The organism is Citrobacter tructae (genome assembly GCF_004684345.1).
Classification (GTDB): Bacteria; Pseudomonadota; Gammaproteobacteria; order Enterobacterales; family Enterobacteriaceae; genus Citrobacter; species Citrobacter tructae.
This window is the reverse complement of the sequence record NZ_CP038469.1, coordinates 534,201-559,706: the sequence shown is the minus strand read 5'-3', so window position 1 is coordinate 559,706 and position 25,506 is coordinate 534,201. Positions and strand designations below refer to the sequence as shown.

The 25,506-nt window shown below is 52.1% G+C and carries 22 protein-coding genes and 2 tRNA genes; 7 read left to right on the top strand and 17 right to left on the bottom strand.

From position 1 onward, the window contains the following. Positions 1 to 4: 4 nt before the first annotated feature. The 5 genes from cobB to lolC are packed head-to-tail and all read right to left on the bottom strand — an operon-like array spanning position 5 to position 4,937. Entirely contained in the window at positions 5 to 826 is an 822-nt protein-coding gene (gene cobB / locus E4Z61_RS03240; protein WP_135321508.1) for a Sir2 family NAD+-dependent deacetylase, read from the bottom strand. A 15-nt stretch (positions 827 to 841) separates the two neighbouring features. Next, on the bottom strand, positions 842 to 1,753 hold the full coding sequence (nagK, locus tag E4Z61_RS03235; protein ID WP_135321507.1) for an N-acetylglucosamine kinase: 912 nt from the start codon (positions 1,751 to 1,753) through the stop codon (positions 842 to 844). A 46-nt stretch (positions 1,754 to 1,799) separates the two neighbouring features. Then, positions 1,800 to 3,044: a lipoprotein-releasing ABC transporter permease subunit LolE gene (gene lolE, locus E4Z61_RS03230; RefSeq protein WP_135321506.1), complete on the bottom strand. Its 1,245-nt coding sequence runs from the start codon at positions 3,042 to 3,044 to the stop codon at positions 1,800 to 1,802. After that, the gene (lolD, locus tag E4Z61_RS03225; protein ID WP_115258741.1) at positions 3,044 to 3,745 is read right to left on the bottom strand and encodes a lipoprotein-releasing ABC transporter ATP-binding protein LolD; all 702 of its coding nucleotides are present in this window, start codon (positions 3,743 to 3,745) and stop codon (positions 3,044 to 3,046) included. Before lolD ends, lolE begins: the two co-directional genes overlap by 1 nt. Continuing rightward, positions 3,738 to 4,937, bottom strand: coding sequence for a lipoprotein-releasing ABC transporter permease subunit LolC (lolC, locus tag E4Z61_RS03220; protein WP_135324863.1), 1,200 nt, complete (start codon positions 4,935 to 4,937; stop codon positions 3,738 to 3,740). Before lolC ends, lolD begins: the two co-directional genes overlap by 8 nt. A gap of 261 nt (positions 4,938 to 5,198) precedes the next feature. On the opposite strand from lolC, the gene E4Z61_RS03215 reads away from it, so the two are divergent. From E4Z61_RS03215 to ldtC, 3 genes are all read left to right on the top strand, one after another. Further along, the gene (locus E4Z61_RS03215; protein WP_135321505.1) at positions 5,199 to 6,260 is read left to right on the top strand and encodes an acyltransferase family protein; all 1,062 of its coding nucleotides are present in this window, start codon (positions 5,199 to 5,201) and stop codon (positions 6,258 to 6,260) included. A 118-nt stretch (positions 6,261 to 6,378) separates the two neighbouring features. After that, positions 6,379 to 9,825: a transcription-repair coupling factor gene (mfd, locus tag E4Z61_RS03210; RefSeq protein WP_135321504.1), complete on the top strand. Its 3,447-nt coding sequence runs from the start codon at positions 6,379 to 6,381 to the stop codon at positions 9,823 to 9,825. 148 nt (positions 9,826 to 9,973) lie between these two features. After that, the gene (gene ldtC, locus E4Z61_RS03200; RefSeq protein WP_135321502.1) at positions 9,974 to 10,939 is read left to right on the top strand and encodes a L,D-transpeptidase LdtC; all 966 of its coding nucleotides are present in this window, start codon (positions 9,974 to 9,976) and stop codon (positions 10,937 to 10,939) included. Positions 10,940 to 11,024: 85 nt separating this feature from the next. Here the strand turns inward: ldtC and bhsA are convergent, their stop codons facing one another. Beyond that, the gene (bhsA, locus tag E4Z61_RS03195; protein ID WP_135321501.1) at positions 11,025 to 11,282 is read right to left on the bottom strand and encodes a multiple stress resistance protein BhsA; all 258 of its coding nucleotides are present in this window, start codon (positions 11,280 to 11,282) and stop codon (positions 11,025 to 11,027) included. A 242-nt stretch (positions 11,283 to 11,524) separates the two neighbouring features. Here bhsA and comR point away from each other — a divergent pair, with 242 nt between their 5' ends. After that, positions 11,525 to 12,160 (top strand): TetR family copper-responsive transcriptional repressor ComR, encoded by a 636-nt coding sequence (gene comR, locus E4Z61_RS03190; RefSeq protein ID WP_135321500.1) that lies wholly within the window; start codon positions 11,525 to 11,527, stop codon positions 12,158 to 12,160. 248 nt (positions 12,161 to 12,408) lie between these two features. Next, positions 12,409 to 14,589, top strand: a complete 2,181-nt coding sequence (locus tag E4Z61_RS03185) for a TonB-dependent siderophore receptor (RefSeq protein WP_135321499.1) — start codon at positions 12,409 to 12,411, stop codon at positions 14,587 to 14,589. Between the two features lie 63 nt (positions 14,590 to 14,652). On the opposite strand, the gene E4Z61_RS03180 is transcribed toward E4Z61_RS03185, so the two are convergent. The 8 genes from E4Z61_RS03180 to hinT form a co-directional block, all read right to left on the bottom strand. After that, complete coding sequence (locus tag E4Z61_RS03180) at positions 14,653 to 15,192, bottom strand: glycine zipper 2TM domain-containing protein (protein WP_135321498.1); 540 nt, start codon at positions 15,190 to 15,192, stop codon at positions 14,653 to 14,655. Between the two features lie 164 nt (positions 15,193 to 15,356). After that, entirely contained in the window at positions 15,357 to 16,661 is a 1,305-nt protein-coding gene (gene ndh, locus E4Z61_RS03175) for an NADH-quinone dehydrogenase (RefSeq protein ID WP_135321497.1), read from the bottom strand. 238 nt (positions 16,662 to 16,899) lie between these two features. Next, positions 16,900 to 17,442: an alpha/beta hydrolase YcfP gene (gene ycfP / locus E4Z61_RS03170; RefSeq protein WP_061067733.1), complete on the bottom strand. Its 543-nt coding sequence runs from the start codon at positions 17,440 to 17,442 to the stop codon at positions 16,900 to 16,902. 20 nt (positions 17,443 to 17,462) lie between these two features. Further along, the gene (gene nagZ / locus E4Z61_RS03165; protein WP_135321496.1) at positions 17,463 to 18,488 is read right to left on the bottom strand and encodes a beta-N-acetylhexosaminidase; all 1,026 of its coding nucleotides are present in this window, start codon (positions 18,486 to 18,488) and stop codon (positions 17,463 to 17,465) included. Positions 18,489 to 18,498: 10 nt separating this feature from the next. Beyond that, positions 18,499 to 19,323, bottom strand: coding sequence for a thiamine kinase (gene thiK, locus E4Z61_RS03160; protein WP_135321495.1), 825 nt, complete (start codon positions 19,321 to 19,323; stop codon positions 18,499 to 18,501). Further along, positions 19,304 to 19,945, bottom strand: coding sequence for a penicillin-binding protein activator LpoB (gene lpoB / locus E4Z61_RS03155; protein WP_135321494.1), 642 nt, complete (start codon positions 19,943 to 19,945; stop codon positions 19,304 to 19,306). The genes thiK and lpoB overlap by 20 nt, the downstream gene beginning before the upstream one ends. Positions 19,946 to 19,958: 13 nt before the next feature. Continuing rightward, complete coding sequence (locus E4Z61_RS03150; RefSeq protein ID WP_135321493.1) at positions 19,959 to 20,333, bottom strand: YcfL family putative periplasmic lipoprotein; 375 nt, start codon at positions 20,331 to 20,333, stop codon at positions 19,959 to 19,961. A gap of 2 nt (positions 20,334 to 20,335) precedes the next feature. Then, positions 20,336 to 20,695 carry a purine nucleoside phosphoramidase gene (gene hinT / locus E4Z61_RS03145; RefSeq protein WP_135324862.1) on the bottom strand — a complete coding sequence of 120 codons (360 nt, stop codon included), beginning with the start codon at positions 20,693 to 20,695 and terminating at the stop codon, positions 20,336 to 20,338. A gap of 350 nt (positions 20,696 to 21,045) precedes the next feature. Between hinT and fhuE the strand changes: the two genes are divergently transcribed. After that, positions 21,046 to 23,235 (top strand): ferric-rhodotorulic acid/ferric-coprogen receptor FhuE, encoded by a 2,190-nt coding sequence (gene fhuE, locus E4Z61_RS03140; protein WP_135321492.1) that lies wholly within the window; start codon positions 21,046 to 21,048, stop codon positions 23,233 to 23,235. A 96-nt stretch (positions 23,236 to 23,331) separates the two neighbouring features. On the opposite strand, the gene E4Z61_RS03135 is transcribed toward fhuE, so the two are convergent. The 3 genes from E4Z61_RS03135 to E4Z61_RS24310 form a co-directional block, all read right to left on the bottom strand. Beyond that, positions 23,332 to 23,407: transfer RNA gene (locus E4Z61_RS03135), tRNA-Asn, on the bottom strand. Between the two features lie 99 nt (positions 23,408 to 23,506). Further along, positions 23,507 to 24,994 carry an EmmdR/YeeO family multidrug/toxin efflux MATE transporter gene (locus tag E4Z61_RS03130; protein ID WP_332601215.1) on the bottom strand — a complete coding sequence of 496 codons (1,488 nt, stop codon included), beginning with the start codon at positions 24,992 to 24,994 and terminating at the stop codon, positions 23,507 to 23,509. Positions 24,995 to 25,013: 19 nt separating this feature from the next. Beyond that, positions 25,014 to 25,148 carry a DUF5951 family protein gene (locus E4Z61_RS24310; protein ID WP_420808693.1) on the bottom strand — a complete coding sequence of 45 codons (135 nt, stop codon included), beginning with the start codon at positions 25,146 to 25,148 and terminating at the stop codon, positions 25,014 to 25,016. 6 nt (positions 25,149 to 25,154) lie between these two features. Between E4Z61_RS24310 and E4Z61_RS03125 the strand changes: the two genes are divergently transcribed. Then, positions 25,155 to 25,230, top strand: a tRNA-Asn gene (locus tag E4Z61_RS03125). Positions 25,231 to 25,506 lie beyond the last annotated feature (276 nt).

Sequence of the window (25,506 nt, the reverse complement as noted above, 5' to 3'; positions counted from 1 at the left end):
CCCATCACAGCCCTTTCAATAACTTCTCAACAAACTCAGGCACCACCTGGCTTGCCGGACCGTAATACTTCTCTTCGAACTCACTGCCTACCTGGCTCGGCTCAAGGTTAAGCTCCACCGTATGCGCCCCGTGCAGTCGCGCTTCGTGCACAAAGCCAGCCGCCGGATAAACATGACCGGATGTACCAATGGCAATGAACACATCCGCCATCGCCAGCGCCATATAGATTTCATCCATACCCAGCGGCATCTCGCCAAACCACACGACGTGTGGGCGTAACGGTGCCGGAAACTGGCAGCAATGGCATTTATCTTCCGGGGTGACATCCCCCGTCCAGTCCAGAATCTGCCCACTTTGCGAACAGCGAACTTTGAGCAGCTCGCCATGCATATGGATTACGTTCTGGTTACCCGCGCGTTCATGCAGGTTATCAATATTCTGCGTGACCAGTAAAAAATGGTCGCCCAACTCCGCCTCGAGTTTTGCCAGCGCGATATGCGCCGCGTTGGGTTGGATCTCAGACTGCTGTAGCTGGTGACGACGCGCATTATAGAACGACTGGACAAGCCCCGGATTACGCGAGAACCCTTCCGGGGTCGCAACGTCTTCCACCCGATGTTCTTCCCAGAGGCCATCCGCAGCGCGGAAGGTACGAATACCTGACTCGGCGGAGATCCCCGCCCCCGTCAGGACTAATACTCTTGGTTTTTCCATCAATTCAGGCACCACTCTGTCTCTGAAGAAGATCCGTTGACGCAGGCGATCGCGCATATGGCGTTTATTTTTACGAAAACGGCTTAACCGATGACCCCGACGCGACAGCATAACAACCTCTTTGTATTAATCGGTAAGATGTAGGAAAGCGGCTCCACGCATTCCACCCGCATCACCGTGTCGTGCCCGCTCAATACGCGGCACACGGGCAACCGGCAGTAAATGGCGTGGCAGACGGCCCGCCAGTTGCGCCGTTATCGCGGTAAAATTCGACAAACCACCGCCAATAACCACTAAATCCGGATCAACGATAGTCAGAATATTCCCGAGGCAAACCGCCAGCAAATCGAGATAGCGTTCGACGTGAGCATGCGCACGTTCATCACCCTGCTCCCAGAGCGCAATAATTTCACGGGCATCCAGGGATTGATGGTAGTAATGCTGGTACAGCCATGCAAATCCGCCACCGGAAAGGTAGCTCTCGATGCATCCTAACTGGCCGCATCCGCAGCGACGAAGCGGGAAGTCAAATCCCATCAACGTCAGCGCATCTACCGGCAGACGAATATGACCAAACTCACCGGTAATGTAACTGCGCCCGGTGATGGATTTCCCGTTAAGCACCAGACCACCGCCAACCCCCGTCCCGAGGATTAACCCCATCACTAGCGGGTACTGAGTAAATTCGTCGTCCCAGGCTTCAGAGAGGGCAAAACAGTTGGCGTCGTTGTCCAGGCGTACATCACGGTCCAGTCGCGCGCTGAGGTCAGCACGCAGAGGTTTACCACTGGCAGCGGGAACGTTGGCTGCATACAGCGTACCGTCTTCGGTTTCTGGCATGCCGGGAATACCAATGCCCACCGAACCTTTAACGCCAAACCGCTGGTCTGCGTCTTTCACCAAATTGCAAACCGCATCAAGGAAAGCGTCATAACTGTCACGCGGCGTAGGGACGCGCGTTTCCCATTGCAAACGACGTTGATTATCGAATACGCCTAACGCAATTTTAGTCCCACCGATGTCAAATCCGTAATACATCACCGCTCCTTGATGCAGCATGAATGCTTTAGTGTATATATTGTTGTTATTGGCCGCTCAGTACTCTCGCAGGATCAATATTGCTGGCGCGACGCGCCGGATACCAACTTGCCAAAAGACTCAGCACTAATGCTGTTACCAGCACATAAATAACATCCAGCCAGTGTAATTCGGATGGCAGGAAGTCAATGAAGTAGATATCGCCGGACAGGAACTGATGGCCGATAAGCGCCTCGATACCATTAATAATCGGCGTTAACTGCAACGAAACGACCACGCCAATAACAACGCCTATCAGGCTACCAAACAGACCCGCCAGCAAGCCATACCAGACAAAAATGGCACGGATCAGCCCATCTTTCGCGCCCAACGTTCTTAATACCGCAATATCGCCGCTCTTGTCTTTTACCGCCATCACTAACGTTGAAACGATATTAAAACAGGCCACGCCAATCACCAGCACCATCGCCAGATACATAATGGCGCGGATCATCTGAATATCACGATACATATAGCCATAGGTGCCAATCCAGCTTTTAATGTAAACGTAGTTATTGGTCACTTCACCCGCATCTCTGACCAGCTTATTGGCATTGAAGACGTCGTTAACTTTCAGTGCGATTCCGGACACGCTGGACCCCATATCCAGATACTGCTGCGCATCTTCCATTGGGATCATGGCAAAGCTGTGGTCGAGCTGGCCGCTCAGTTGCAGAATACCGATGACGTGCAAACGCACACGCTTGGGTTGCATCAACTTGTGATCGGCACTGGCGTTAGGGATCATGATAGACACCCAGTCACCCTGTTTTACCTTCAGCGCATCCGCAATCCCCTTGCCAATGATTATCTGCTGCTCACCGGCTTTGAAATTATCCCAGGCATGGTTTTGTACGAATGTGGGCAGCGCGCTCAAACGTTGTTCCTGTTTAGGATCGACGCCTTTCACCTGCACCGCGCGTAAATTCGCCCCACTCTCCACTAGCCCAGTGAAGTTGATATAAGGTGCCGCTGCGGCAATGCCCGGTACCTTCTGCACTTTATCCAGTGCTTCCTGCCAGTTATTCCACGGCTGGTTGACCGCTTCAATCTCACCGTGCGGCACGACTGCAAGAATACGGTTGTTCAGCTCGCGCTCAAACCCGTTCATTGCACTCAAGCCAACAATCAATACCGCCACACCCAACGCGATGCCAATGGTAGAAATTACAGAAATCAGCGAGACCATGCCCCCACGCCGCCGACCACGGCTAAAGCGCAAGCCAATCAATAATGATAAAGGCGCAGCCATTACTCAGCTCCCATCAGGCTCAGTTCAGCCGTCAGGCGACCATCGCGCATTTCAAGCTGACGGCTCATGCGCTTCGCCAGCTGTAGATCGTGGGTCACCACCAGAAATGCCGTGCCCTGAGAACGGTTCAACTCACCCAGAAGCTCGAAAATGCTGTCCGCGTTACGTGCATCAAGGTTACCGGTTGGCTCATCTGCCAGCACCAGACGCGGGTTATTCACCAGCGCACGGGCAATCGCTACACGCTGGCGCTCGCCGCCCGACAGTTCAGATGGGCGGTGGCTGGCACGATGATCCAACCCTACCGCTTTCAGCATATTGCGTGCCCGTTCGGTAATTTCTGCCGGTTTTTTCTTTCCGATCAGCAGCGGCATCGCCACGTTTTCCAGCGCGGTGAAATCTGGCAGCAAATGGTGGAACTGGTAAATAAAGCCGAGCTTTTGATTACGCAGTTCCGCTTTTGCCGTAGAAGAGAGCTTACTCATCGGCTGACCGCTAAAAATGACGTCACCCGAGGTCGGCGTATCCAGCCCACCCAGCAGATGCAGCAACGTACTCTTACCCGAGCCAGAGCTGCCGACAATTGCCACCGTTTCACCCTCGCCGACGCTAAAACTAACATCGTGCAGCACATCAGTTTGCACGGTGCCTTCCTGATAGCGTTTGCACAGGTTGTCGCATTGCAACAGGATCTTATTCATAACGTAAAGCCTCAGCGGGTTGAGTGGCGGCAGCGCGCCAGGAAGGATAAAGCGTAGACAGCAGCGCGATAGCCATGGCCACCAGCGCAATGACGACAACCTGTAACGGCTCAATAGCAACCGGCAGCGCGGCGCCATCCAGCAGCGCCCCAATAATCGGCATCAGGTTGTTCAACTGACTGGCAAGTAATGCCCCCAGCACGGCACCCAGCAGCGCGCCAATAATCCCGGCGCTGGCCCCCTGCACCATAAACACCATCATTATTTGCCGCGGCGTGAGTCCCTGGGTTTGTAAAATCGCCACTTCGCCCTGCTTCTCCATCACCATCAGCCCCAGCGAGGTAATAATATTAAACGCTGCGACCGCCACGATCAGGCTCAACAGCAGCCCCATCATGTTTTTTTCCATCCGCACCGCCTGGAACAATTCACCTTTGCGCTCTCGCCAGTCCTGCCATTTGGTGCCTTGCGGCAGCGTTTGCTGGCTCAGCGTATCGACCTTCAGCGGCTCATTCAGCCACAAGCGCCAACCGGTGATATTGCCTGCCGGGTAGCGCATCAGGCGTGACGCATCCTGAATATTGGTCAACATCTGATAGCCATCGACTTCGCTGTTGGCGGCAAAGGTGCCAATTACTGTAAACAGACGCTGGCTTGGCAGACGTCCCATCGGGGTGAACTGGCTGGCTGACGGCACCATCACACGGATTTGATCGCCACGATTCACGCCCAACTGACCGGCCAGCTGCTCGCCGAGGATGACATTATACTTACCCGGCTCGAGATCGGTTTGCTTCACATTGACCAAATACGGCGTCAGCGGATCTTTTTGCGCCGGATCGATGCCCAGCATGACACCGACCGCCACGCTGCGAGCACTTTGCAGGACCACATCACCGGTTGTCAGGGGAGCAATGCGATTGACGCCATTCAGCTTCACCGCGTTTTCCGGCAGCTGTTGCGGGTTCAGGGAACCCTGCTCTGACGAGAGAATGGCTTGAGGCATCAGGCCAAGAATATTATTTTGCAGCTCACGCTCGAAACCGTTCATCACCGACAATACCGTGACCAGCGCCATTACCCCAAGAGTAATGCCAATGGTGGAAAGCCAGGAAACAAAACGACCGAAGCGATCTGCTGCACGCCCGCGCATGTAACGCAGGCCGATGAATAGAGCGACAGGTTGATACATGAAATCCGTCTGGTTGCTGTTAGCAAAGTCACGAGTATATAAGCGAAAGCGGAATGGGTAAATGACTGAACCGTAAGTGTTCGTCAGCACTATTCCTAAAAGTATAAACAAATCAACCCGCTAAAGTTAACCCTCGACTCATCAGCCTTTGTACCTGATCTTTATCTTAAAAAACAAAAATGCAGACGGTTACGCATTACAGCGACGTCAGGTATCCGCAGGATAGCAGGCTATGTTTCACACTACGGATACGTCGACGTAATGAATAAAAAAGAGCTATGGATCAACCAAATCAAAGGGTTATGCATTTGCTTGGTGGTCATTTACCATTCAGTTATTACCTTTTATCCCCATATCACAGCCTTTCAGCATCCGCTGTCAGAACTACTGACTAAGTGCTGGATTTACCTCAACCTCTACCTGGCACCGTTTCGCATGCCGGTGTTTTTCTTTATCTCTGGATATCTGATCCGCCGATATATCGACAGCGTGGGCTGGACGACCTGCGTGGATAAACGGATCTGGAATATCGTCTGGGTACTGGTGCTGTGGGGTATGGTGCAATGGCTGGCATTAATCATGCTCAATCGCTGGCTTGCACCAGAACGCGATCTGAGCCAGGCAGCTAACGCCGCGTATGCCGATTCCGTCGGCGGCTTTTCCTACGGGATGCTGACCGCCAGCACCAGTCTGTGGTATCTGTACGCGCTGATTGTCTACTTCATTCTGTGCAAACTGTTCAGCCGCTGGGCGCTGCCGCTGTTGGCACTATTCGTATTGCTAAGCGTAGCGGTCAATTTTTTCCCGACGCCGTGGTGGGGAATGAACAGCGTGATTCGTAATCTGGCCTATTACAGTCTCGGGGCCTGGTTTGGCACAACGCTGATGGCAAAGATTAAACAGGTCCCGCTGCGCCGCCACCCGATCATTTTCTCGTTTACCGTGATTCTGGCGGTCATCGCGTGGTTGATCAACGTTTCGCTGCTGCTTTCTCTGGTCTCTATTGTGCTGATAATGAAGGTGTTTTATCAGTTTGAGCAGCGTTTCGGCATGTGTGCTGCCAGTCCATTAAGCGTGATTGGCGCTAACACTATCGCCATTTACACCACCCACCGAATTTTGGTCGAACTGTTCAGCTTAACGCTGATTCCCGTAATCAACCATGCCGAATGGTCTGCACAGGCAGAACTGACCCTGCTGCTGATTTATCCCTTCGCCTGTTTGCTGTTGTGTACTCTCGCCGGACTGTTAGTGCGAAAGTTTTCCCAACGTGCCGTTGCCGACCTGCTCTTTTCCCCACCACCGCTGGTCGCTTCCCGCTAGGCCAAACGCGCTTTTTGCCCCCCGTTGGGGGCGATTCAATTTGCTTATGAGAAACGATTGCGGATAATACGGTTCATTGCTTATCAGACGTATATCTAAACGAGATCCTGACAACCGAATGCCTGAACAACATCGTTATACGCTCCCGGCAAAGGCTGGCGATCAGCGCCAGCTAGGTGAACTTACCGGCGCCGCCTGCGCCACGCTGGTTGCAGACATTGCCGAACACCACGCGGGGCCCGTAGTACTCATCGCGCCGGACATGCAAAACGCCCTGCGCCTGCATGACGAAATTCGTCAGTTTACCGACCAGATGGTGATGAGCCTCGCGGACTGGGAAACGCTCCCTTACGACAGTTTTTCTCCGCATCAGGAAATCATCTCCTCACGGCTCTCCACGTTGTATCAACTGCCGTCCATGCAGCGTGGCGTGCTGATCGTACCGGTCAACACGCTGATGCAGCGTGTGTGTCCACACAGCTATCTGCACGGTCACGCGCTGGTGATGAAAAAAGGTCAGCGTTTATCACGTGACGCGCTGCGTGAGCAACTGGAAAGTGCCGGTTATCGCCACGTTGATCAGGTCATGGAACACGGTGAATATGCCACGCGCGGCGCGCTGCTGGACCTGTTCCCGATGGGCAGCGAACTGCCCTACCGTCTTGATTTCTTTGATGATGAAATCGACAGTTTGCGTTTGTTTGACACCGATACCCAACGCACGCTGGAAGAAGTCGACGCCATTAATCTGCTGCCTGCGCACGAATTCCCCACCGATAAAACGGCTATCGAACTGTTCCGCAGCCAGTGGCGCGATACCTTTGAGGTGAAACGCGACGCTGAACATATTTATCAGCAGGTCAGTAAAGGTACGTTGCCTGCCGGGATCGAATACTGGCAGCCGCTGTTTTTCAGCGAACCGCTGCCGCCGCTGTTCAGCTACTTCCCGGCCAATACGTTGCTGGTGAATACCGGCGATTTAGAGACCAGCGCCGAGCGCTTTCAGACCGATACGCTGTCACGCTTCGAAAATCGTGGCGTTGACCCAATGCGTCCACTTCTGCCACCGGAATCACTGTGGCTGCGGGTGGATGAGCTGTTCTCTGAACTTAAACGCTGGCCGCGCGTTCAGCTTAAAACCGAGAGTCTGCCGAAAAAAGCGGCGAATACCAACCTGGGCTTCCAGAAGCTGCCGGACCTCGCTGTACAGGCACAGCAAAAAGCACCGTTGGATGCATTACGTAAATTCCTGGAAGCCTTCACCGGCCCGGTGATTTTCTCGGTAGAAAGTGAAGGTCGCCGCGAAGCGCTCGGTGAGCTTCTTGCCCGGATCAAGATTGCACCGAAGCGCATTTTACGCCTCGACGAAGCAGTCGATACCGGGCGTTATCTGATGATTGGTTCGGCGGAACACGGGTTCATAGATAGCAAACGGAATCTGGCGCTGATCTGCGAAAGCGATCTGCTCGGTGAGCGCGTGGCGCGCCGTCGTCAGGACTCGCGCCGCACCATCAATCCGGATACCTTAATCCGCAACTTGGCGGAGCTGCATCCCGGTCAGCCGGTCGTACATCTTGAGCACGGCGTAGGTCGCTACGCTGGCATGACCACACTGGAGGCCGGTGGCATTACGGGCGAATACCTGATGCTCACCTATGCCAACGACGCCAAACTGTATGTGCCGGTGTCGTCATTACATTTGATCAGCCGCTACGCTGGTGGTGCAGAAGAAAACGCGCCACTGCATAAACTCGGCGGTGATGCTTGGTCGCGCGCGCGGCAAAAAGCGGCCGAAAAAGTGCGCGATGTAGCAGCAGAACTGCTGGATATCTACGCCCAGCGCGCGGCGAAAGAAGGGTTTGCCTTTAAGCACGATCGCGAGCAGTACCAGCTGTTTTGCGACAGCTTCCCGTTTGAAACCACGCCCGATCAGGCGCAGGCTATTAACGCGGTGCTCAGCGATATGTGTCAGCCGCTGGCGATGGACCGGCTGGTTTGCGGCGACGTTGGCTTCGGTAAAACCGAAGTGGCTATGCGCGCCGCCTTCCTCGCCGTCGAGAACCACAAGCAGGTCGCCGTACTGGTACCGACCACTCTGCTCGCTCAGCAGCACTTCGACAATTTCCGCGACCGCTTTGCCAACTGGCCAGTACGCATTGAGATGTTATCTCGTTTTCGGAGCGCCAAAGAGCAAGCGCAGATCCTGGAGCAGGTCGCCGAAGGTAAAATCGATATTCTTATCGGTACCCACAAGCTACTGCAAAGCGATGTGAAGCTTAAAGATCTCGGTCTGCTGATTGTCGATGAAGAGCACCGCTTCGGCGTACGCCATAAAGAGCGTATCAAGGCGATGCGCGCTGACGTCGATATTCTGACGCTGACAGCAACGCCAATTCCACGTACGCTGAATATGGCAATGAGCGGTATGCGCGATCTGTCGATCATCGCGACTCCGCCCGCCCGTCGTCTCGCGGTTAAAACCTTTGTGCGCGAATACGACAATCTGGTGGTGCGTGAGGCGATCCTGCGTGAAGTGTTGCGTGGTGGTCAGGTCTATTACCTGTTCAACGACGTTGAGAACATCCAGAAAACCGCTGACAGATTAGCGGAACTGGTGCCGGAAGCGCGTATTGCCATCGGACACGGCCAGATGCGCGAGCGCGAACTGGAACGCGTGATGAACGATTTCCACCATCAGCGTTTTAACGTGCTGGTGTGTACCACCATTATCGAAACCGGGATCGACATCCCGACCGCTAACACGATTATCATCGAACGTGCAGACCATTTCGGTCTGGCACAGCTACACCAGCTGCGCGGTCGCGTGGGACGCTCGCATCACCAGGCCTACGCCTGGCTGCTGACGCCGCACCCGAAAGCCATGACCACCGATGCGCAAAAACGCCTCGAAGCCATCGCTTCGCTGGAAGATTTGGGCGCGGGCTTCGCGCTGGCAACCCACGACCTCGAGATTCGCGGTGCGGGCGAGTTGCTGGGAGAAGACCAGAGCGGTTCAATGGAAACTATCGGCTTCTCGCTGTATATGGAGCTGCTGGAGAACGCGGTGGACGCACTCAAGGAAGGGCGTGAACCGTCGCTGGAAGATCTCACCAGTCAACAAACCGAAGTGGAACTACGCATGCCCTCACTACTGCCGGATGATTTCATTCCCGATGTGAACACGCGGCTGTCGTTCTATAAACGTATTGCCAGTGCGAAGGGCGAAAACGAACTGGAAGAGATCAAAGTCGAGCTGATCGACCGCTTTGGCCTGCTCCCCGATCCGGCCCGTACGCTGCTGGATATTGCTCGTTTGCGCCAGCAGGCGCAGAAACTGGGGATCAGGAAACTCGAAGGCAATGAGAAAGGCGGTACCGTTGAGTTTGCTGAGAAAAACCACGTCAACCCGGTATGGCTGATTGGTTTGCTACAAAAACAACCGCAGCGCTTCCGCCTGGACGGTCCAACTCGCCTGAAGTTCATCCAGGATCTGGCCGATCGTAAAAAGCGTATAGAGTGGGTGCGTCAGTTTATGCGCCAGCTGGAAGAAAACGCCGTGGCATAACCATCAAGCCGGGTGAGGGTAATACTCACCCGGCTGATGAATTTACAAACTCTTTGCACTTCCCTGCACTTCCCGACACAGCAAACCGCCATAATTCCCGTTTACTTTCACATGATAAAAACCATGTAAAAACAATGGATTTATGGTGATGTTAAACAATAAACAACTCTCTCGCTGGCTGTCGTTCTTTACGCTTGCCGCGTCTCTTGCTCTGGCGCTACCGGCCCAGGCAAACACCTGGCCGCTACCTCCGCCAGGAAGCAGGTTGGTAGGTGAAAATACCGTTCACGTTGTCGAAGACAACGGTGGTTCACTGGAAGCCATTGCGAAAAAATACAATGTGGGTTTTCTAGCACTGCTACAGGCTAACCCCGGCGTCGACCCTTTCGTGCCAAGAGCGGGCAGCGTGTTAACCATTCCGCTGCAAACCCTGCTGCCGGATGCACCGCGTGAAGGGATTGTGATTAACCTCGCCGAACTGCGTCTGTACTACTATCACCCGGGAAAAAATTCGGTGACCGTGTATCCAATTGGGATTGGTCAACTGGGTGGAGATACTCTGACACCCACCATGGTAACCACTATCTCTGATAAACGCGCCAACCCGACATGGACGCCAACGGCCAACATCCGCGCCCGTTATAAAGCCAATGGTATAGACCTGCCAGCCGTAGTGCCTGCTGGACCGGAAAATCCGATGGGTCATCATGCCATTCGCTTAGCGGCTTACGGCGGCGTGTACCTGCTGCACGGAACTAATGCTGATTTTGGCATTGGAATGCGCGTCAGTTCTGGCTGTATTCGCCTGCGCGACAGTGACATTGAGACCTTATTCCGCCAGGTCACGCCAGGCACCAGAGTTAATATTATCAACACGCCAATCAAAGCCTCTGTTGAACCCAACGGCGTGCGGCTGGTAGAAGTGCACCAGCCGCTGTCAGAAAATATTGATGACGATCCGCAGGTGCTGCCGATCGTACTCAACGCGTCAATGCAGACGTTTAAAAATGCCGCGCAAACGGATGTCTCCGTCATGGAACACGCGATGGAAATGCGCTCCGGGATGCCCGTAGATGTGACGCGTCATCACGACGTCAGCCAGCAGTCACTGTAAAAGTCATACCATAAAAAAACCCCGCTAGATTTTTTCTAGCGGGGGTTTTTATTTAACTCGCAGTGGCATTGCGATGGGTTAAAACTTATTTGTAGATGACTGCTGTCCCATGGAGGGTATTAGGACCAGTTACAGAGGTAATACGGAACGACTTCGCCCCCATTTCATCCGCTTTCTGGGCCAACTGTTCTTCCAGAGAACCTAAGTTAGTCCCCGCATTCGCAGAGATAATCCCCACCTTCTGTTGGCCCGCAGGCGTTGCCTGAACTTCTACAGCAGCAAAGCTGGCAAATGAAAGTGAACTCAGAACAGTAGCAAGCAGCAGCGTTTTTACGTTTTTCATAATAGTGACCTTGTGCAGATGAATGTGTGTCGAAAAGATTAACTTAACGATCGATAGGTAAATGATAGATGTGATCCAGGTCACACGTCAATATTTTTTTATAACGATCATTATATAAAATACAAAGGTCTTATTTTTCATATCAATAGCAATAAATTATTTTTATCGTGATTACACTGGAGAGTAAGGGAGAATATTTTTATAATGATTGTTCAATAAACCCAACCAGGTACGACGGCACCATGACAACTGAAACGACAGGTTGTGCAAAAAAAAGCCGTGGCCGACCAAAAGTGTTCGACAGGGAAGCCGCGCTTGATAAGGCCATGACACTCTTCTGGCAACACGGATATGAAGCGACATCGCTCGCCGATCTCGTGGAGGCGACCGGCGCTAAAGCGCCAACGCTGTATGCGGAATTCACCAATAAGGAAGGTTTATTTCGTGCCGTGCTGGATCGCTACATCAGCCGCTTCGCCGCAAAACACGAAGCCCAACTTTTTTGCGAAGAAAAAAGTCTCCTCTCCGCACTGGAAGACTATTTCACAGCAATCGCAACCTGCTTCACTAGCAAGGACACGCCAGCGGGATGTTTTATGATTAATACCTCCGCAACGCTTGCCGCCTCTTCTCGTGATATTGCGCACACGGTGAAATCCCGTCATGCCATGCAGGAACAAACGCTGACCCAGTTTCTTCGCCAACGCCAGGAACATGGTGAAATTCCAGCTCATTGCGATCCGCAGAAACTGGCCGAATTTCTGAGCTGTATTTTGCAAGGAATGTCGATCAGCGCCCGCGAAGGGGCTACGTTCGAGAAACTGATGCGGATAACCCGCACCACGCTGCGTCTGTGGCCTGAACTGCTCAAAGAGTAACGCGTTACCGTTACAACCTTTCATCACTTCTATTATCGGGAGTTTATCGCGCTCCCGATCCCCTCAGAATGCCCCTACATTCATCATTGTTTTCATGAGCTTAATGCTGCATTTTTGTAAAAACAATTGATAATCACAATCGTTATCAGCAATATTCGCGTTTGTTTTAACATCTGTTTCCCAATGTAACACTCGGTTTCTGCGCCGTAATAACAAAAACAGACCGACTCTTTTTAAAAGGAATGCGAATGAATAAGCGTCTTTGGGTGCTCAATCCCCTCTTATTGTCCTTAACCCTTCCGGCAATGGCGGCAGAGGAAGACGATCTTATCGTCAGTGCCAACCGCAGCCAGCGCACCGTGGCAGAAATGGCACAAACTACCTGGGTTATTGAAGGCACGGAGATTGAGCAGCAGGTTCAGGGCGGTAAAGAGTTTAAGGACGTACTGGCTCAGTTGATCCCCGGTATTGATGTCAGCAGCCAGGGACGCACCAACTATGGAATGAACATGCGCGGTCGCGCGATCGTTGTGCTGATCGACGGCGTGCGTCTCAACTCCTCGCGTACCGACAGCCGCCAGCTGGATTCCATTGACCCGTTTAATATTGCGCACATCGAGGTTATCTCAGGCGCAACCTCGCTGTATGGCGGCGGGAGTACCGGTGGGTTAATTAATATCGTCACCAAAAAAGGCCAACCTGAACGTGAAGTTGAACTTGAACTGGGCAGTAAAAGCGGGTTCAACAACAGCAACGATCATGATGAACGGGTTGCCGTAGCCGTCAGCGGAGGAACCGATCGCGCATCCGGGCGTATGTCTGTTGCTTATCAACGATTTGGGGGCTGGTACGATGGCAACAACGATGCCTTAATGCTGGATAACACTCAAACTGGCCTGCAGCACTCTGACCGTCTGGACGTCATGGGCACCGGGACGATTGAGCTTGATGACAACCGTCAACTGCAGCTGGTGACCCAGTACTATAAAAGTCAGGGCGATGAGGATTACGGATTAGATCTGGGCGAGAATATGTCGGCCGTTACGGGAACGGGTAAAGCGTATACCAGCAACGGTCTGAATTCAGATCGTATTCCCGGTACAGAACGTCATCTTATTAGCCTACAATATTCGGATGCGAATTTCTTCGGCCAGAATTTAGTCAGCCAGATATATTACCGTGATGAATCGCTGACCTTTTACCCCTTCCCTACTCTGAGCAAAGGCAAGGTCACCAGTTTTTCTGCATCACAGCAAGACACCGATCAGTTTGGTGCCAAAATTACCCTCAACAGTCAGTTGATGGATAACTGGGAGCTCACCTGGGGCATCGATGCCGATCACGAAACCTTCGATTCCAATCAGAAATTCTTTGATCTGGCCTATTCCCTGCCTTCTGGTGGCATGGATAACCGCACCGCTTACACCACCGGGCGCTACCCTGGATACAGCATCACCAACTTCGCACCTTTCTTGCAAAACAGTTATGACATCAATGACATCTTCACGCTTAGCGCCGGGATTCGCTATCAATGGACTGAAAATCGGGTTGATGACTTCGTCGGTTACGCACAGCAACAAGGGATTGCTAACGGACTGGCAAACTCCGCCGATGCGATCCCGGGCGGGAAAACCGATTACGATAACCTCCTGTTTAATGCCGGGATCCTCGCCCACCTGACCGACCGTCAGCAGACGTGGTTTAACTTTTCTCAGGGGGTGGAACTCCCCGATCCGGGCAAATACTACGGTAATGGCACTTATGCACTGGTCGGAGATCGTTACCAGCTCCAGCGCAGCGTTAACGTTGCAGATTCACGACTGGAAGGTATTAAAGTTAACTCCTTCGAACTGGGATGGCGCTATACCGGTGATAGCCTGCGCACACAACTGGCGGCCTATTACTCAACCTCAGATAAATCGATCGTCATTAACCGCAGCGATATGACCATTAACGTACAACCCGACGATCGCCGGATTTATGGTCTCGAAGGTGCGGTAGATTACTTCATCGCTGATACCGACTGGAGTGTGGGAAGCAACTTCAACATTATAAAATCAGAAGTGAAGCAAAACGGAAAATGGCAGAAATGGGATGTCACGCTGGCCTCACCGTCAAAAGCGACCGCCTGGGTTGGCTGGGCGCCTGAGCCCTGGTCGCTACGTGTGCAGAGTCAGCAAACCTTCGACCTGAGCGATGCCAGCGGCAACAAGCTGGACGGATACAACACCATGGACTTTATTGGCAGCTATCAACTTCCGCTGGGTAAACTGACCTTCAGCGTGGAAAACCTGCTGGATGAAGAGTACACCACGCTGTGGGGACAACGTGCACCACTGCTTTACAGCCCTACCTATGGCAGCCCGTCGCTGTATGAGTACAAAGGACGTGGTCGCACCTTTGGTCTGAACTACGCATTGACCTTCTGACAAAAAAAGCCCCCCAGCCTGAGCGAATGGGGGGCTAATTGATGTACAGAATAAAACTATTTTTTACGCTTTGTTATTCAGCACCAACTGGCCGTTATTATCCAGTGGGATTTGCGAGCCAGGGTCTTTATCCATACGGATTTTGCCCTGCTGATCGCCAATTTTGTACGTGACGTCGTAACCCAGCATTTTTTCCGCTTTGTCATACACCGTTTTACAACGCTGCTGAGTACTGGTGTAGGTATCGTTTTCCTGCATCGAGCCCTGGATCTGGTTACCGGCATAACCGCCACCTAATGCACCCGCTACGGTGGCGATATCTTTGCCACGTCCACCACCAAACTGATGGCCGATAACCCCGCCAGCAACGGCACCCAGCACAGAGCCCGCGATACGGTTTTCATCCTGCACCGGTTTACGGTGCGTGACCGTCACGTTGCGGCATTCCTGACGCGGCGTTTTTACCGTTTCTTTAATTGGTGTCGCAGAGACAACATGCGCATATTGTGGGCCACGCTCAAACACGTTAAGACTGGCCACCGCTGCCACACCCAGCGCAGCAGCTACGCCAATCCCTATACCCGCCAACATTGATTTATTCACGGGACTTCCTCCTTTTTTGCTATTAGCAACAACTTTGCAACAGGAGATGAAGAATGCCAATCAGATTACGGATGAAAATAGCGGAACGAGGAGGTAAAGCAGCAGGATTCAGATAACTCTGACGGAAGGAGCCGGATGAATAACGTCATCCGGCATCACTCGTATTAGTGCAGTTTCAGGCGCGGGCGAATCACTCGGTTGATACTGCCAACCAACATCATCAGACCGGTTTTGAAATAACCGTGCAACGCAATCTGGTGCATACGGTACAGCGAGATGTAGACGAAGCGCGCAATACGCCCTTCCACCATCATTGAACCACGCGTCAGGTTGCCCATCAGGCTACCGACGGTAGAGAAATTGGACAGCGAAACCAGCGAGCCGTGATCTTTATACTGATACACCTTCAGCGGCTTGCCGTTCATCTGCGCCAGAATGTTACTCATTGCGCACGATGCCATCTGGTGCGCAGCCTGAGCGCGCGGTGGGACAAAGCCACCTTCCGGACGTGCGCAGGACGCGCAGTCACCAATCGCGTACACGTCAGGGTCGCGAGAAGTTTGCAGGGTTGGTTCAACCACCAGTTGGTTAATGCGATTCGTTTCCAGACCGCCAATATCCTTCATAAAGTCCGGCGCTTTGATACCTGCCGCCCAGACCATCAGATCGGCCTCAATATACTCGCCGTCTTTGGTGTGCAGACCGCCTTCATCAGCGCTGGTTACCATCGTCTGGGTCAGCACACGCACGCCCAGCTTGGTCAGCTCATTATGGGCCGCGCTGGAAATACGCGGCGGCAACGCAGGCAGAATACGTTCACCGGCTTCTACCAGCGTCACATTCAACGCTTCGTTGGTTAGCCCTTTGTAGCCGTAGCTGTGTAGCTGTTTCACTGCGTTATGCAGTTCGGCTGAAAGCTCCACGCCCGTTGCGCCACCGCCGACAATGGCGATATTCACTTTGCCGTTGACGCCCAGATTCGCAGAATATTTCAGGAACAGGTTCAGCATTTCCTGGTGGAAACGGCGCGCCTGGTGCGGGTTATCGAGGAAAATACAATGATCTTTAACACCCGGCGTGTTGAAATCATTAGACGTACTGCCCAATGCCATCACCAGCGTGTCATACGCCACTTTACGCTCAGGAACCAACAATTCGCCTTTTTCATCGCGCAGTTCAGCAATAGTAATGGTCTTCGCTTCGCGATCGATATCCATTACCGAACCCAGTTGGAATTCAAAACCGTGGTTACGGGCATGCGCCAGATAGCTCAGTGCATCAACACCTTCATCCAGCGATCCGGTTGCTACTTCATGCAGCAAAGGTTTCCACAGATGGCTGTGATTTCTGTCTACCAGCGTGATTTTGGCCTTCTTCTTGCGCCCCAGTTTTTTACCGAGCTGCGTCGCCATTTCCAGTCCGCCAGCACCGCCGCCGACAATCACGATCCTTTTCAATGGTATAGTCAACGTGACCCCCTTAAATTTTATCAACCAATTGTTAATTAAAAGTTATAGGCATAGCCTTTAATTAACAACACGTTACGATAATGAAAATGTTCTTCGAGACTGAGAATAACACGAACGGTGCATTGGTCATACCAAATTTGATGTGTATCAAGTTTTGATGCTGAAAAGATAGACAACTTGAACTTTTTAGATAAAAAAACCAGCCCGCAGGCTGGTTTTGTTAAACGCGAGTAGGTGACTAACCTAATGTTTTAAAGGCTTTGATTCGCTGCAAATGCGGGGAGATATTTTTGAATTTATGGGTCTGCTCTTCGTCCCAGACAATTTCATAATAGTGATGCAGCTCTTCGGAAGATCGCTGACTGTTCAGCGCTTCATCATGGCGTGACAAAATGACCAGACACCGATCGCGGTTCTTTTCACGGAAATTGGTCACGCATTTTGTGGCGATGTCAGCGTACTCTTCCGGCCTGTCGATTTTCCCTTCCATGTTCTCATACGGAAACAGGTTAGGATTAAACACCACCTGGCGAATATCACACAAGAAACCAATCCGTTCCGCCCAGTACCCCCCCAGACCCACACCGCAAATCAGCGGTCGGTCGTCGACATTAAGCTGCAACATTTTATCTACTTCTTTTAGCAGATGCTGCATATCATGTTTAGGATGCCGTGTACTGTAGCTAATCAGCCTGACATCCGGGTCAATAAACTGTAATTGCAGCACTTTCTCGTGGTTGCCCGGACTGTTAGAGTCAAAACCGTGTAAATAGATAATCATCGCATCCTCGCAAACTTGCGTTAATGACCTGCTTTCTCTTCCTGCCAGCGTTCATGAAGCTGGTTGAGCTGGGCGCTGATTGTTTTCCAGCGATCCGAGTCCATCAGTTCCTGACGCGAAAATGAACCTTTATGATACAAACGTGTAACACGCTCTGCATTGATCGGCGACAGATTATCTAACACACTGACCGCTCCCTTACGATTATTGCAGACCAGGATCATATCGCAACCTGCATCCAGCGATGCCTGCCCACGTTCCGCGTAACTCCCCATGATTGCCGCACCCTCCATCGACAGATCGTCAGAGAAAATTACGCCGTCAAAGCCAAGCTCCTGACGCAGTACTGTTTTCAGCCAGTGCGGTGAACCACTCGCCGGACGCGTATCCACTTCGCTGTAAATGACATGCGCAGGCATAATAGCGTCGAGTTTATTTTCCGTAATCAGCGTCTGGAACACCGACATATCTTTCGCGCGAATCTCGGCTTCGGATCGTGGATCTGTCGGGGTTTCTTTGTGTGAATCCGCGGTCACCGCCCCATGTCCAGGAAAGTGCTTACCGGTTGTTTTCATGCCGGCCGCATGCATACCGTCAATAAAACAGGTCGCCATAGCCAACGCTTTTGCCGGATCGGCATGGTAAGAGCGCTCGCCAATCGCGGCGCTGATGTGACCCACATCCAAAACGGGCGCAAAGCTGATGTCAATGTCCATCGCAATCATCTCGCTGGCCATTAACCATCCGGCATCCTTAGCCAGTTTTCCGCCCTCCTCCAGACCGTGCAGTGCGGCAAAAGATTGTGCCGCAGGCAGGCGGGTAAAACCTTCGCGAAAACGCTGCACGCGTCCGCCTTCCTGATCCACGGCCACCACCAGATGATTACGTGACGCCGCACGGATCTGACGCACTAATTCACGCAACTGTTCCGGGTCGTGGTAATTGCGGGTAAAGAGGATCAACCCACCCACCAGCGGGTGCGCCAGAATCTCACGCTCTTCCGCGTCCAGCTCATACCCTTCAACATCCAACATTACTGGACCCACACTGCTCTCCTTATCCTTTAATGATTAGCTGCCGCCAGGTTTCATCGGCCAGCCTGATAAATTGTCGATCGCCTGTTTGTTGCCAGCGATACTCAAACCACCCCGCCTTCAGCATCAGTATCCAGGGTTGCCACAGCCTGACCTGTCGCCACAAATCGTCTGTATCAATATGGGCATACCAGGCATAGGCCTTGATCAACTGCCGATGTTGTAGCTCATCGGCGACCCAAACCGCAGCCAGTTCCAGGGCGATATCCCCATCCCCCGCATACTCCCAGTCGATCAAACGCAGGCCTGACACTGTACGCACAATGTTGTCGCCGTGGACATCCATATGCAATGGCCCCAGACGCAAGGGACGAGGTTCCCGTCGTTTTCTGAGCCGCTTTAGCACACGTAACCACCGCGACGTTCGACGCGCCGGGTCACAACATTGCCAGTACTGTTCCAGCAACGGTAACAAGCTAATTCGCCAGCCCAGACGGGGTTGTTGATGAAGATGATACAGTAAGCTCGCGAGTTCGTCGGCTTCCGGTAATCCGGAATCTACCTTACCGTGAAAATAGTCTACAGCCATCCACCCTCGGGTATAAAAACGGGGTTTAGGAACAAGGTTGTCTGGCAGGCGTTTTAGCGCATGATATTGACGCAAAAAGTGCGACTCTGGCGCGTCAGGATCGTGATGACGGCGCAGCACAATGCGGTGGGAATGATGTTCAATGACGCAGCTCCCGCCGCTCAAGCCAGGCTTACCGGCTGCGACGGGACGATACTGCGGGAAATAGCGCGACAATACCTCGTCGCGCGTCAGTGGCTTATTGTTGCTGAACGGCACCTTTACCTGACCAGATTATCTCGCCAGTTTGTACCAGCATTAATTGCATTTGCAGTGCAGGTGAATTGACATTGCCGGATGCGCTGGAATACAGCACATACTGCGCGCCAACATTACGGGCTATACCAATCGCTTTGCTACGCGTCCCCAGGCTATCGTTCGGCGACAAACCCAACTGCTGCTTGGCGACAGCCAACTGCTGCGCAGAAACCAGGGTAAATTTACCGTTATTCGCCAGCGCATTGTGCAGCGTCTCGGTGGCTTCCCCCGCGTTAAGAGAACCGTTGGTACGGTTGTTTACACTATCGACCAGCAGAACGCCCCCTGCTTTTACACCATCCGCCTGCAGCATTTTACCCACCATCGGCTGCATCGCACCGTTCCAGTCATAATGACGTACTCGTGGGGCTGGCTGCGCCGTTTGATCCTCATGCTCAATCGGACCAGGCTGTTGCGGTATGGTTGGCACCGTTGGTACTACCGGCACAGGCTGTTGCGGCTGCGCAGGCTGTTCCGGTACCGGTTTTACTTCATCTACCGGTGCAGGCTCACGTTGCGCCACACAGCCAGAGAGAAATATCGCCAGCGCGGCAACCAATGCGTAGCGATTCATTTTGATCATCAAGATTCACCTCTTACAAATAAAGATAAAGTCTAACCTTGTGCGCCCCCAGAAAATTGGCGCTGCCATACAGCGTCACCGACGAGCGAGCCGGGACGGTAATGCTGCGTGGCGCTTCCAGAGGGTGCATTTCCAACCCTCTGGCGTCATACCAGTAAAACCGATAATGAATGGTGACGGGTTCTTGTCTTTCGTTATAGAGTCGTGAGGATGCCGAGGGCTGAATATCAGACGTGGTTAACACAGGTTGTTCTGCTGTTATGCCTGCGGCCAGTATCGTCGATTCCATCACCAGTGACTGTTCATCACTCACCGGTATTTCAGGGTGCGAACGACAGCCAGCCAGCAACAGCAAGCCCAGAGTGAGTGCGATGCATCCTCTGGTCATTATCATAGACCTTTATGGGCAAGCATTGGGCCCAGCGCACGACCACCCAGAAGATGCATATGTATGTGATACACCTCCTGCCCACCGTGGCGGTTGGTATTCATGATCAAACGGTATCCATCTTCGGCAATACCTTCCTGCTCGGCAATTTTCGCGGCAACCGTAATCATTCGGCCCAGCGCCTGCTCATGCTCTGCCGTCACATCGTTAACGGTTGGGATCAGGATGTTAGGAATGATCAGGATATGCGTTGGTGCCTGAGGTGAAATATCACGAAACGCGGTGACCAGTTCATCCTGATACACGATGTCTGAGGGAATTTCACGACGAATGATTTTGCTGAATATAGTTTCTTCTGCCACGACGTTTTCCTTTTTCATTAAGAGCCCATGCGTTGTGCCATGCTACGCCGGGCAACTCTGCGAGTATAGAGTATGAGCGAGTTACTCACGCTCTTTCAACTTTAACCCTCGATTTTTCAAGCAAAAAACCTTCTTAACGCTGTTCTTATAACCATTTACCCACGCTATGACTCCTGCAGAGTACTGAAACGACATTTCATTTATTTATGTAGCATCTGTTTACACATTGAATATGAATGCGTATATTTCGCATTCGCATTCAAATACAGATTTAATAGTTAACAACAAAAGGGTTCATCACCCACAACGGTGATTCGAACTTAATTTTAATAATTATCAAGGACTTTCTGATGTCTTTCACAACACACAACCGGGATTTTCAGCGTCAATCTGCAGTGACGCCCTCCTTGCTGGCCGTCAGTATAGCCATGGCTTTTATTCCCGCCTCAGGCTTCGCTGCCAGCGAAGATACGGTGATCGTTGACGGTTCAGCCACCTCCACCTCGACATCCGGCGATAAGCAGGATTACAGCGTTAAGTCGACGACGGCGGGTACCAAAATGCAGATGACGCAGCGCGATATACCGCAATCGGTCAGTATTGTGAGCCAACAGCGTATGGAGGATCAGCAACTACAGACTCTCGGTGATGTGATGGACAATACGCTCGGCATCAGCAAAAGCCAGGCGGATTCGGATCGTAACAGCTACTTTTCCCGCGGTTTTGAAATTGACAACTATATGGTCGATGGTATTCCGACCTATTTTGAATCCCGCTGGAACCTCGGCGATGCGCTTTCCGACACAGCCTTATTTGAGCGTGTGGAAGTGGTTCGCGGGGCGAATGGTTTGATGACTGGAACAGGCAACCCTTCTGCCTCCATTAACATGATCCGCAAACACGCCACCAGCCGCGAGTTCACCGGTAACGTATCTGCAGAATACGGCAGCTGGAATAAGCAGCGCTATGTGACGGATTTACAGAGCCCGTTGACCGAGGATGGCAATGTGCGCGGGCGTATCGTCGCCGGATACCAGAATAATGACTCCTGGCTTGACCGCTACAACAACGAAAAAATGTTCTTCTCCGGGATTGTTGATGCGGATCTTGGCGACACCACCAGCCTGTCTGCCGGTTACGAATACCAGCGCATTGATATTAATAGCCCAACCTGGGGCGGGTTGCCGCGCTGGAATACCGATGGCAGCAAAAACAGCTATGACCGTTCGCACAGCACGGCCCCGGACTGGGCTTACAATGACAAAGACATCAATAAAGTCTTTGTCACGCTCAAGCAGCGTTTTGCCGATACATGGCAGGCGACGATGAACGCCACCCATTCCGAGGTCAAATTCGACAGCAAAATGATGTATATCGATGCATACGTCAATAAAGCCGATGGCACGTTGGTGGGCCCGTATGGAAGCTACGGTCCGGGTTATGACTACGTGGGCGGAACCGGCTGGAACAGCGGCAAGCGTAAGGTGGACGCCGTCGATCTCTTCGCCGACGGCGGCTACGACTTGTTTGGTCGTCAGCATAATCTGATGCTGGGCGGCAGCTACAGTAAGCAAAATAACCGTTACGAAAGCTCATGGGCGAACGTCTTCCCCAACGAAATCGGCAGCTTCTATACCTTCGATGGTAATTTCTCGGAAACCAACTGGAGTCCGCAGTCGCTGGCCCAGGATGATACCACGCACATGAAATCGCTCTACGGCGCAACGCGTATTTCGCTGGCCGATCCGTTGCATTTGATTCTCGGTGCCCGCTACACCAACTGGCGTATCGACACCCTGACCTACAGTATGGAAAAAAATCACACCACGCCGTATGCCGGGCTGGTATATGACATTGATGATAACTGGTCGACGTATGCCAGCTATACCTCAATCTTCCAGCCACAGAACAAGCGTGACAGTTCGGGTAAATATCTCTCCCCGATCACAGGTAACAACTATGAGATAGGGTTAAAGTCAGACTGGATGAACAGTCGCCTGACCACCACTCTTGCGGTGTTCCGTATCGAGCAGGATAATCTGGCGCAGTCCACCGGTACGCCAATCGCTGGCAGCAATGGCGAAACGGCCTATAAGTCGACAAACGGCACGGTCAGCAAAGGGGTTGAATTCGAAGTTAACGGCGCGATCACCGATAACTGGCAGATGACGTTCGGCGCGACGCGTTACGTTGCCGAAGATAACGAAGGCAATGCGGTGAATCCAAACCTGCCACGCACCACGGTGAAACTATTCACTCGCTATCGTCTGCCAGCTATGCCGGAACTGACCGTTGGCGGAGGTGTTAACTGGCAAAATAGCGTTTACAGCGATACCGTGACGCCGTACGGAACTTTCCGCGCCGAACAAGGTAGCTACGCACTGGTTGATTTATTCACCCGTTACCAGGTGACGAAAAATTTCTCTCTGCAGGGCAATCTCAATAATCTGTTCGATAAGACCTACGACACCAATATTGACGGCTCTATCGTCTATGGTGAACCGCGTAACGTCAGCCTCACAGCCAGCTATCAGTTCTGATTCGGAACACATCACGCTCCACCTGCACGTCAGGTGGATGCACTGGACAGAGAAAACAAAAAGCCCGCTTAGTTTCCTAAGCGGGCTTTTTAAATTTGGCTCCTCTGACTGGACTCGAACCAGTGACATACGGATTAACAGTCCGCCGTTCTACCGACTGAACTACAGAGGAATCGTTTGAACGAGGCGAATATTAGCGATGCCCGTCAGTGTTGTCAAAGGCGGAATGAAAAAAAACGATCGTTTGCTGAATTTTTCTTCATTTCGTCGCTTATTCAGGCGCAACGGGTTGTTTTATACACTTTTCATGTTCAGGTCGCGGGTACTTCCATAACCATCGGCCTGTGATCATTCGCCAGTAAAACAGCGCAGCGCGGACTGCCCAATCGAAGAACATTCCCATCCAGACGCCGACGACTCCCCAACCTAGTACGATCCCGAGGATGTAACCTGCCACCACGCGACAACCCCACATGCCCAGCATGGATACCCACATAGCGAAACGCACATCGCGTGCGCCCTTAAACCCTGCTGGAAGAACCCAGGATGCCGCCCATATCGGCATAAATGCCGCATTGAGCCAAATCAGAATGACTATGACCTCTTTTACATCCTGATCATGGGTATAAAACGAGGCCATCACGCCAGCAAAAGGGGCCGTAAGCCAGGCGATGGCGGTTAAACCGATTGTGGATAACCAGAATACGTGCCGTAACTGGATTTCGGCCTGGGCAATCTGTCCATTTCCCAGACGTCGACCGGTGATGATGGTGGAGGCAGAACCCAGCGCATTACCGGGCAGGTTAATCAGAGCCGCAATAGAAAAAGCGATAAAGTTACCGGCAATAACGCTGGTCCCCATCCCTGAGACAAACATCTGTGTTAACAACTTACCGCCGTTAAACAGCACCGATTCAATACTCGCAGGAATGCCGATACCCATCACTTCCCAGATAATGGCCAGATTCAACGGTTTAAAATAACTCTTCAGGGGAATGCGCAGTGCTGGATTAAAACCAATCATCAATACCCAGATAATAGCGACCGCGCCGATGTAACGGGAAATTGTCAGCCCGAGTCCAGCGCCTTCGAACCCCAAGCCTTGCCAGGAAAAAATACCGTAGATCAGGATACTGCTGATGATGATATTCAGTATGTTCATACCGCCGTTAATCAGCAGCGGTATCTTGGTGTTTCCGGCACCACGCAGTGCCCCACTGCCGATCAACGCAATGGCTGCCGCAGGATAACTAAGCACTGTCAATTCCAGATACGTTAGCGCGAGTGCTTTGACCTCTGGTGTTGCTTCTCCGGCAACAACATTAATGATCTGTTCGCCAAAATAGTGAATGACCGCTGCCAGCACGATGGCAAAAATTGTCATGATCACCAGAGACTGCCTGGCCGCGGCCCGGGCCCGACGGCGATCGCGTTTTCCCAGACTAAAGGCCACCACCACCGTAGTACCTAGATCGATAGCGGCAAAAAACGCCATGATGACCATATTGAAGCTGTCGGCGAGACCGACACCTGCCATTGCTTCTTTTCCCAACCAGCTTACCAGGAAAGTACTCAGTACCCCCATTAAGAGCACACAGGTGTTTTCCAGAAAAATGGGCACGGCAAGTGGGGTGATTTCACGCCAAAAGAGGACTTTATAACTCTTGCGTTTGGCATACCATGGCGTGCGGGAAACGGCCTGGCGTAAGGCAGCGGAGACGTTCAAAGTGGACCTTAATGAAGAAAGTTGAAACCTCATTTCAAATGATGAGGGAGAATCAAAAAAGCTGCAAAGTTTTTTCTGTATAAAATGTCTGTAAATGCAACAAAACGTCGAGAGAAGCACCAATTGAAACGGATTGAGGGAAATGGGGTTTGACAAAAATTTTTTCGCCGCTAAGATAAGCCTCCACAACGATTCCTCTGTAGTTCAGTCGGTAGAACGGCGGACTGTTAATCCGTATGTCACTGGTTCGAGTCCAGTCAGAGGAGCCAATTTAAGGAAAGCAGACGTTCACTAACGTCTGCTTTCTGCATTTCTATCAATTGGTTATCCCTCTTCAGTCGTTCACCCTCGTTCACTAAAAACCACTCGAAGCCATATCATTTTGATGGTAAAAATGCTGGTTCGATTTCCCTTTTACCAACAATCGCCTAAAACTATCAATAACAAATTATCGATCTTTTATATCCATTAACTGATGGTGGTGGTCAGCGATGGAACGCCACTGTTGGCGAGCCTTTGCTGGATGTTCGAAGGGACAAGGAATG

What these genes read in the sequence shown, in the direction of transcription:
- cobB (WP_135321508.1), bottom strand. Translation starts at nt 826, where the DNA reads ATGCTGTCGCGTCGGGGTCATCGGTTAAGCCGTTTTCGTAAAAATAAA.
- nagK (WP_135321507.1), bottom strand. Translation starts at nt 1,753, where the DNA reads ATGTATTACGGATTTGACATCGGTGGGACTAAAATTGCGTTAGGCGTA.
- lolE (WP_135321506.1), bottom strand. Translation starts at nt 3,044, where the DNA reads ATGGCTGCGCCTTTATCATTATTGATTGGCTTGCGCTTTAGCCGTGGT.
- lolD (WP_115258741.1), bottom strand. Translation starts at nt 3,745, where the DNA reads ATGAATAAGATCCTGTTGCAATGCGACAACCTGTGCAAACGCTATCAG.
- lolC (WP_135324863.1), bottom strand. Translation starts at nt 4,937, where the DNA reads ATGTATCAACCTGTCGCTCTATTCATCGGCCTGCGTTACATGCGCGGG.
- E4Z61_RS03215 (WP_135321505.1), top strand. Translation starts at nt 5,199, where the DNA reads ATGAATAAAAAAGAGCTATGGATCAACCAAATCAAAGGGTTATGCATT.
- mfd (WP_135321504.1), top strand. Translation starts at nt 6,379, where the DNA reads ATGCCTGAACAACATCGTTATACGCTCCCGGCAAAGGCTGGCGATCAG.
- ldtC (WP_135321502.1), top strand. Translation starts at nt 9,974, where the DNA reads ATGTTAAACAATAAACAACTCTCTCGCTGGCTGTCGTTCTTTACGCTT.
- bhsA (WP_135321501.1), bottom strand. Translation starts at nt 11,282, where the DNA reads ATGAAAAACGTAAAAACGCTGCTGCTTGCTACTGTTCTGAGTTCACTT.
- comR (WP_135321500.1), top strand. Translation starts at nt 11,525, where the DNA reads ATGACAACTGAAACGACAGGTTGTGCAAAAAAAAGCCGTGGCCGACCA.
- E4Z61_RS03185 (WP_135321499.1), top strand. Translation starts at nt 12,409, where the DNA reads ATGAATAAGCGTCTTTGGGTGCTCAATCCCCTCTTATTGTCCTTAACC.
- ycfP (WP_061067733.1), bottom strand. Translation starts at nt 17,442, where the DNA reads ATGATTATCTATTTACACGGTTTTGACTCTAACAGTCCGGGCAACCAC.
- lpoB (WP_135321494.1), bottom strand. Translation starts at nt 19,945, where the DNA reads ATGATCAAAATGAATCGCTACGCATTGGTTGCCGCGCTGGCGATATTT.
- E4Z61_RS03150 (WP_135321493.1), bottom strand. Translation starts at nt 20,333, where the DNA reads ATGACCAGAGGATGCATCGCACTCACTCTGGGCTTGCTGTTGCTGGCT.
- fhuE (WP_135321492.1), top strand. Translation starts at nt 21,046, where the DNA reads ATGTCTTTCACAACACACAACCGGGATTTTCAGCGTCAATCTGCAGTG.
- E4Z61_RS03130 (WP_332601215.1), bottom strand. Translation starts at nt 24,994, where the DNA reads ATGAGGTTTCAACTTTCTTCATTAAGGTCCACTTTGAACGTCTCCGCT.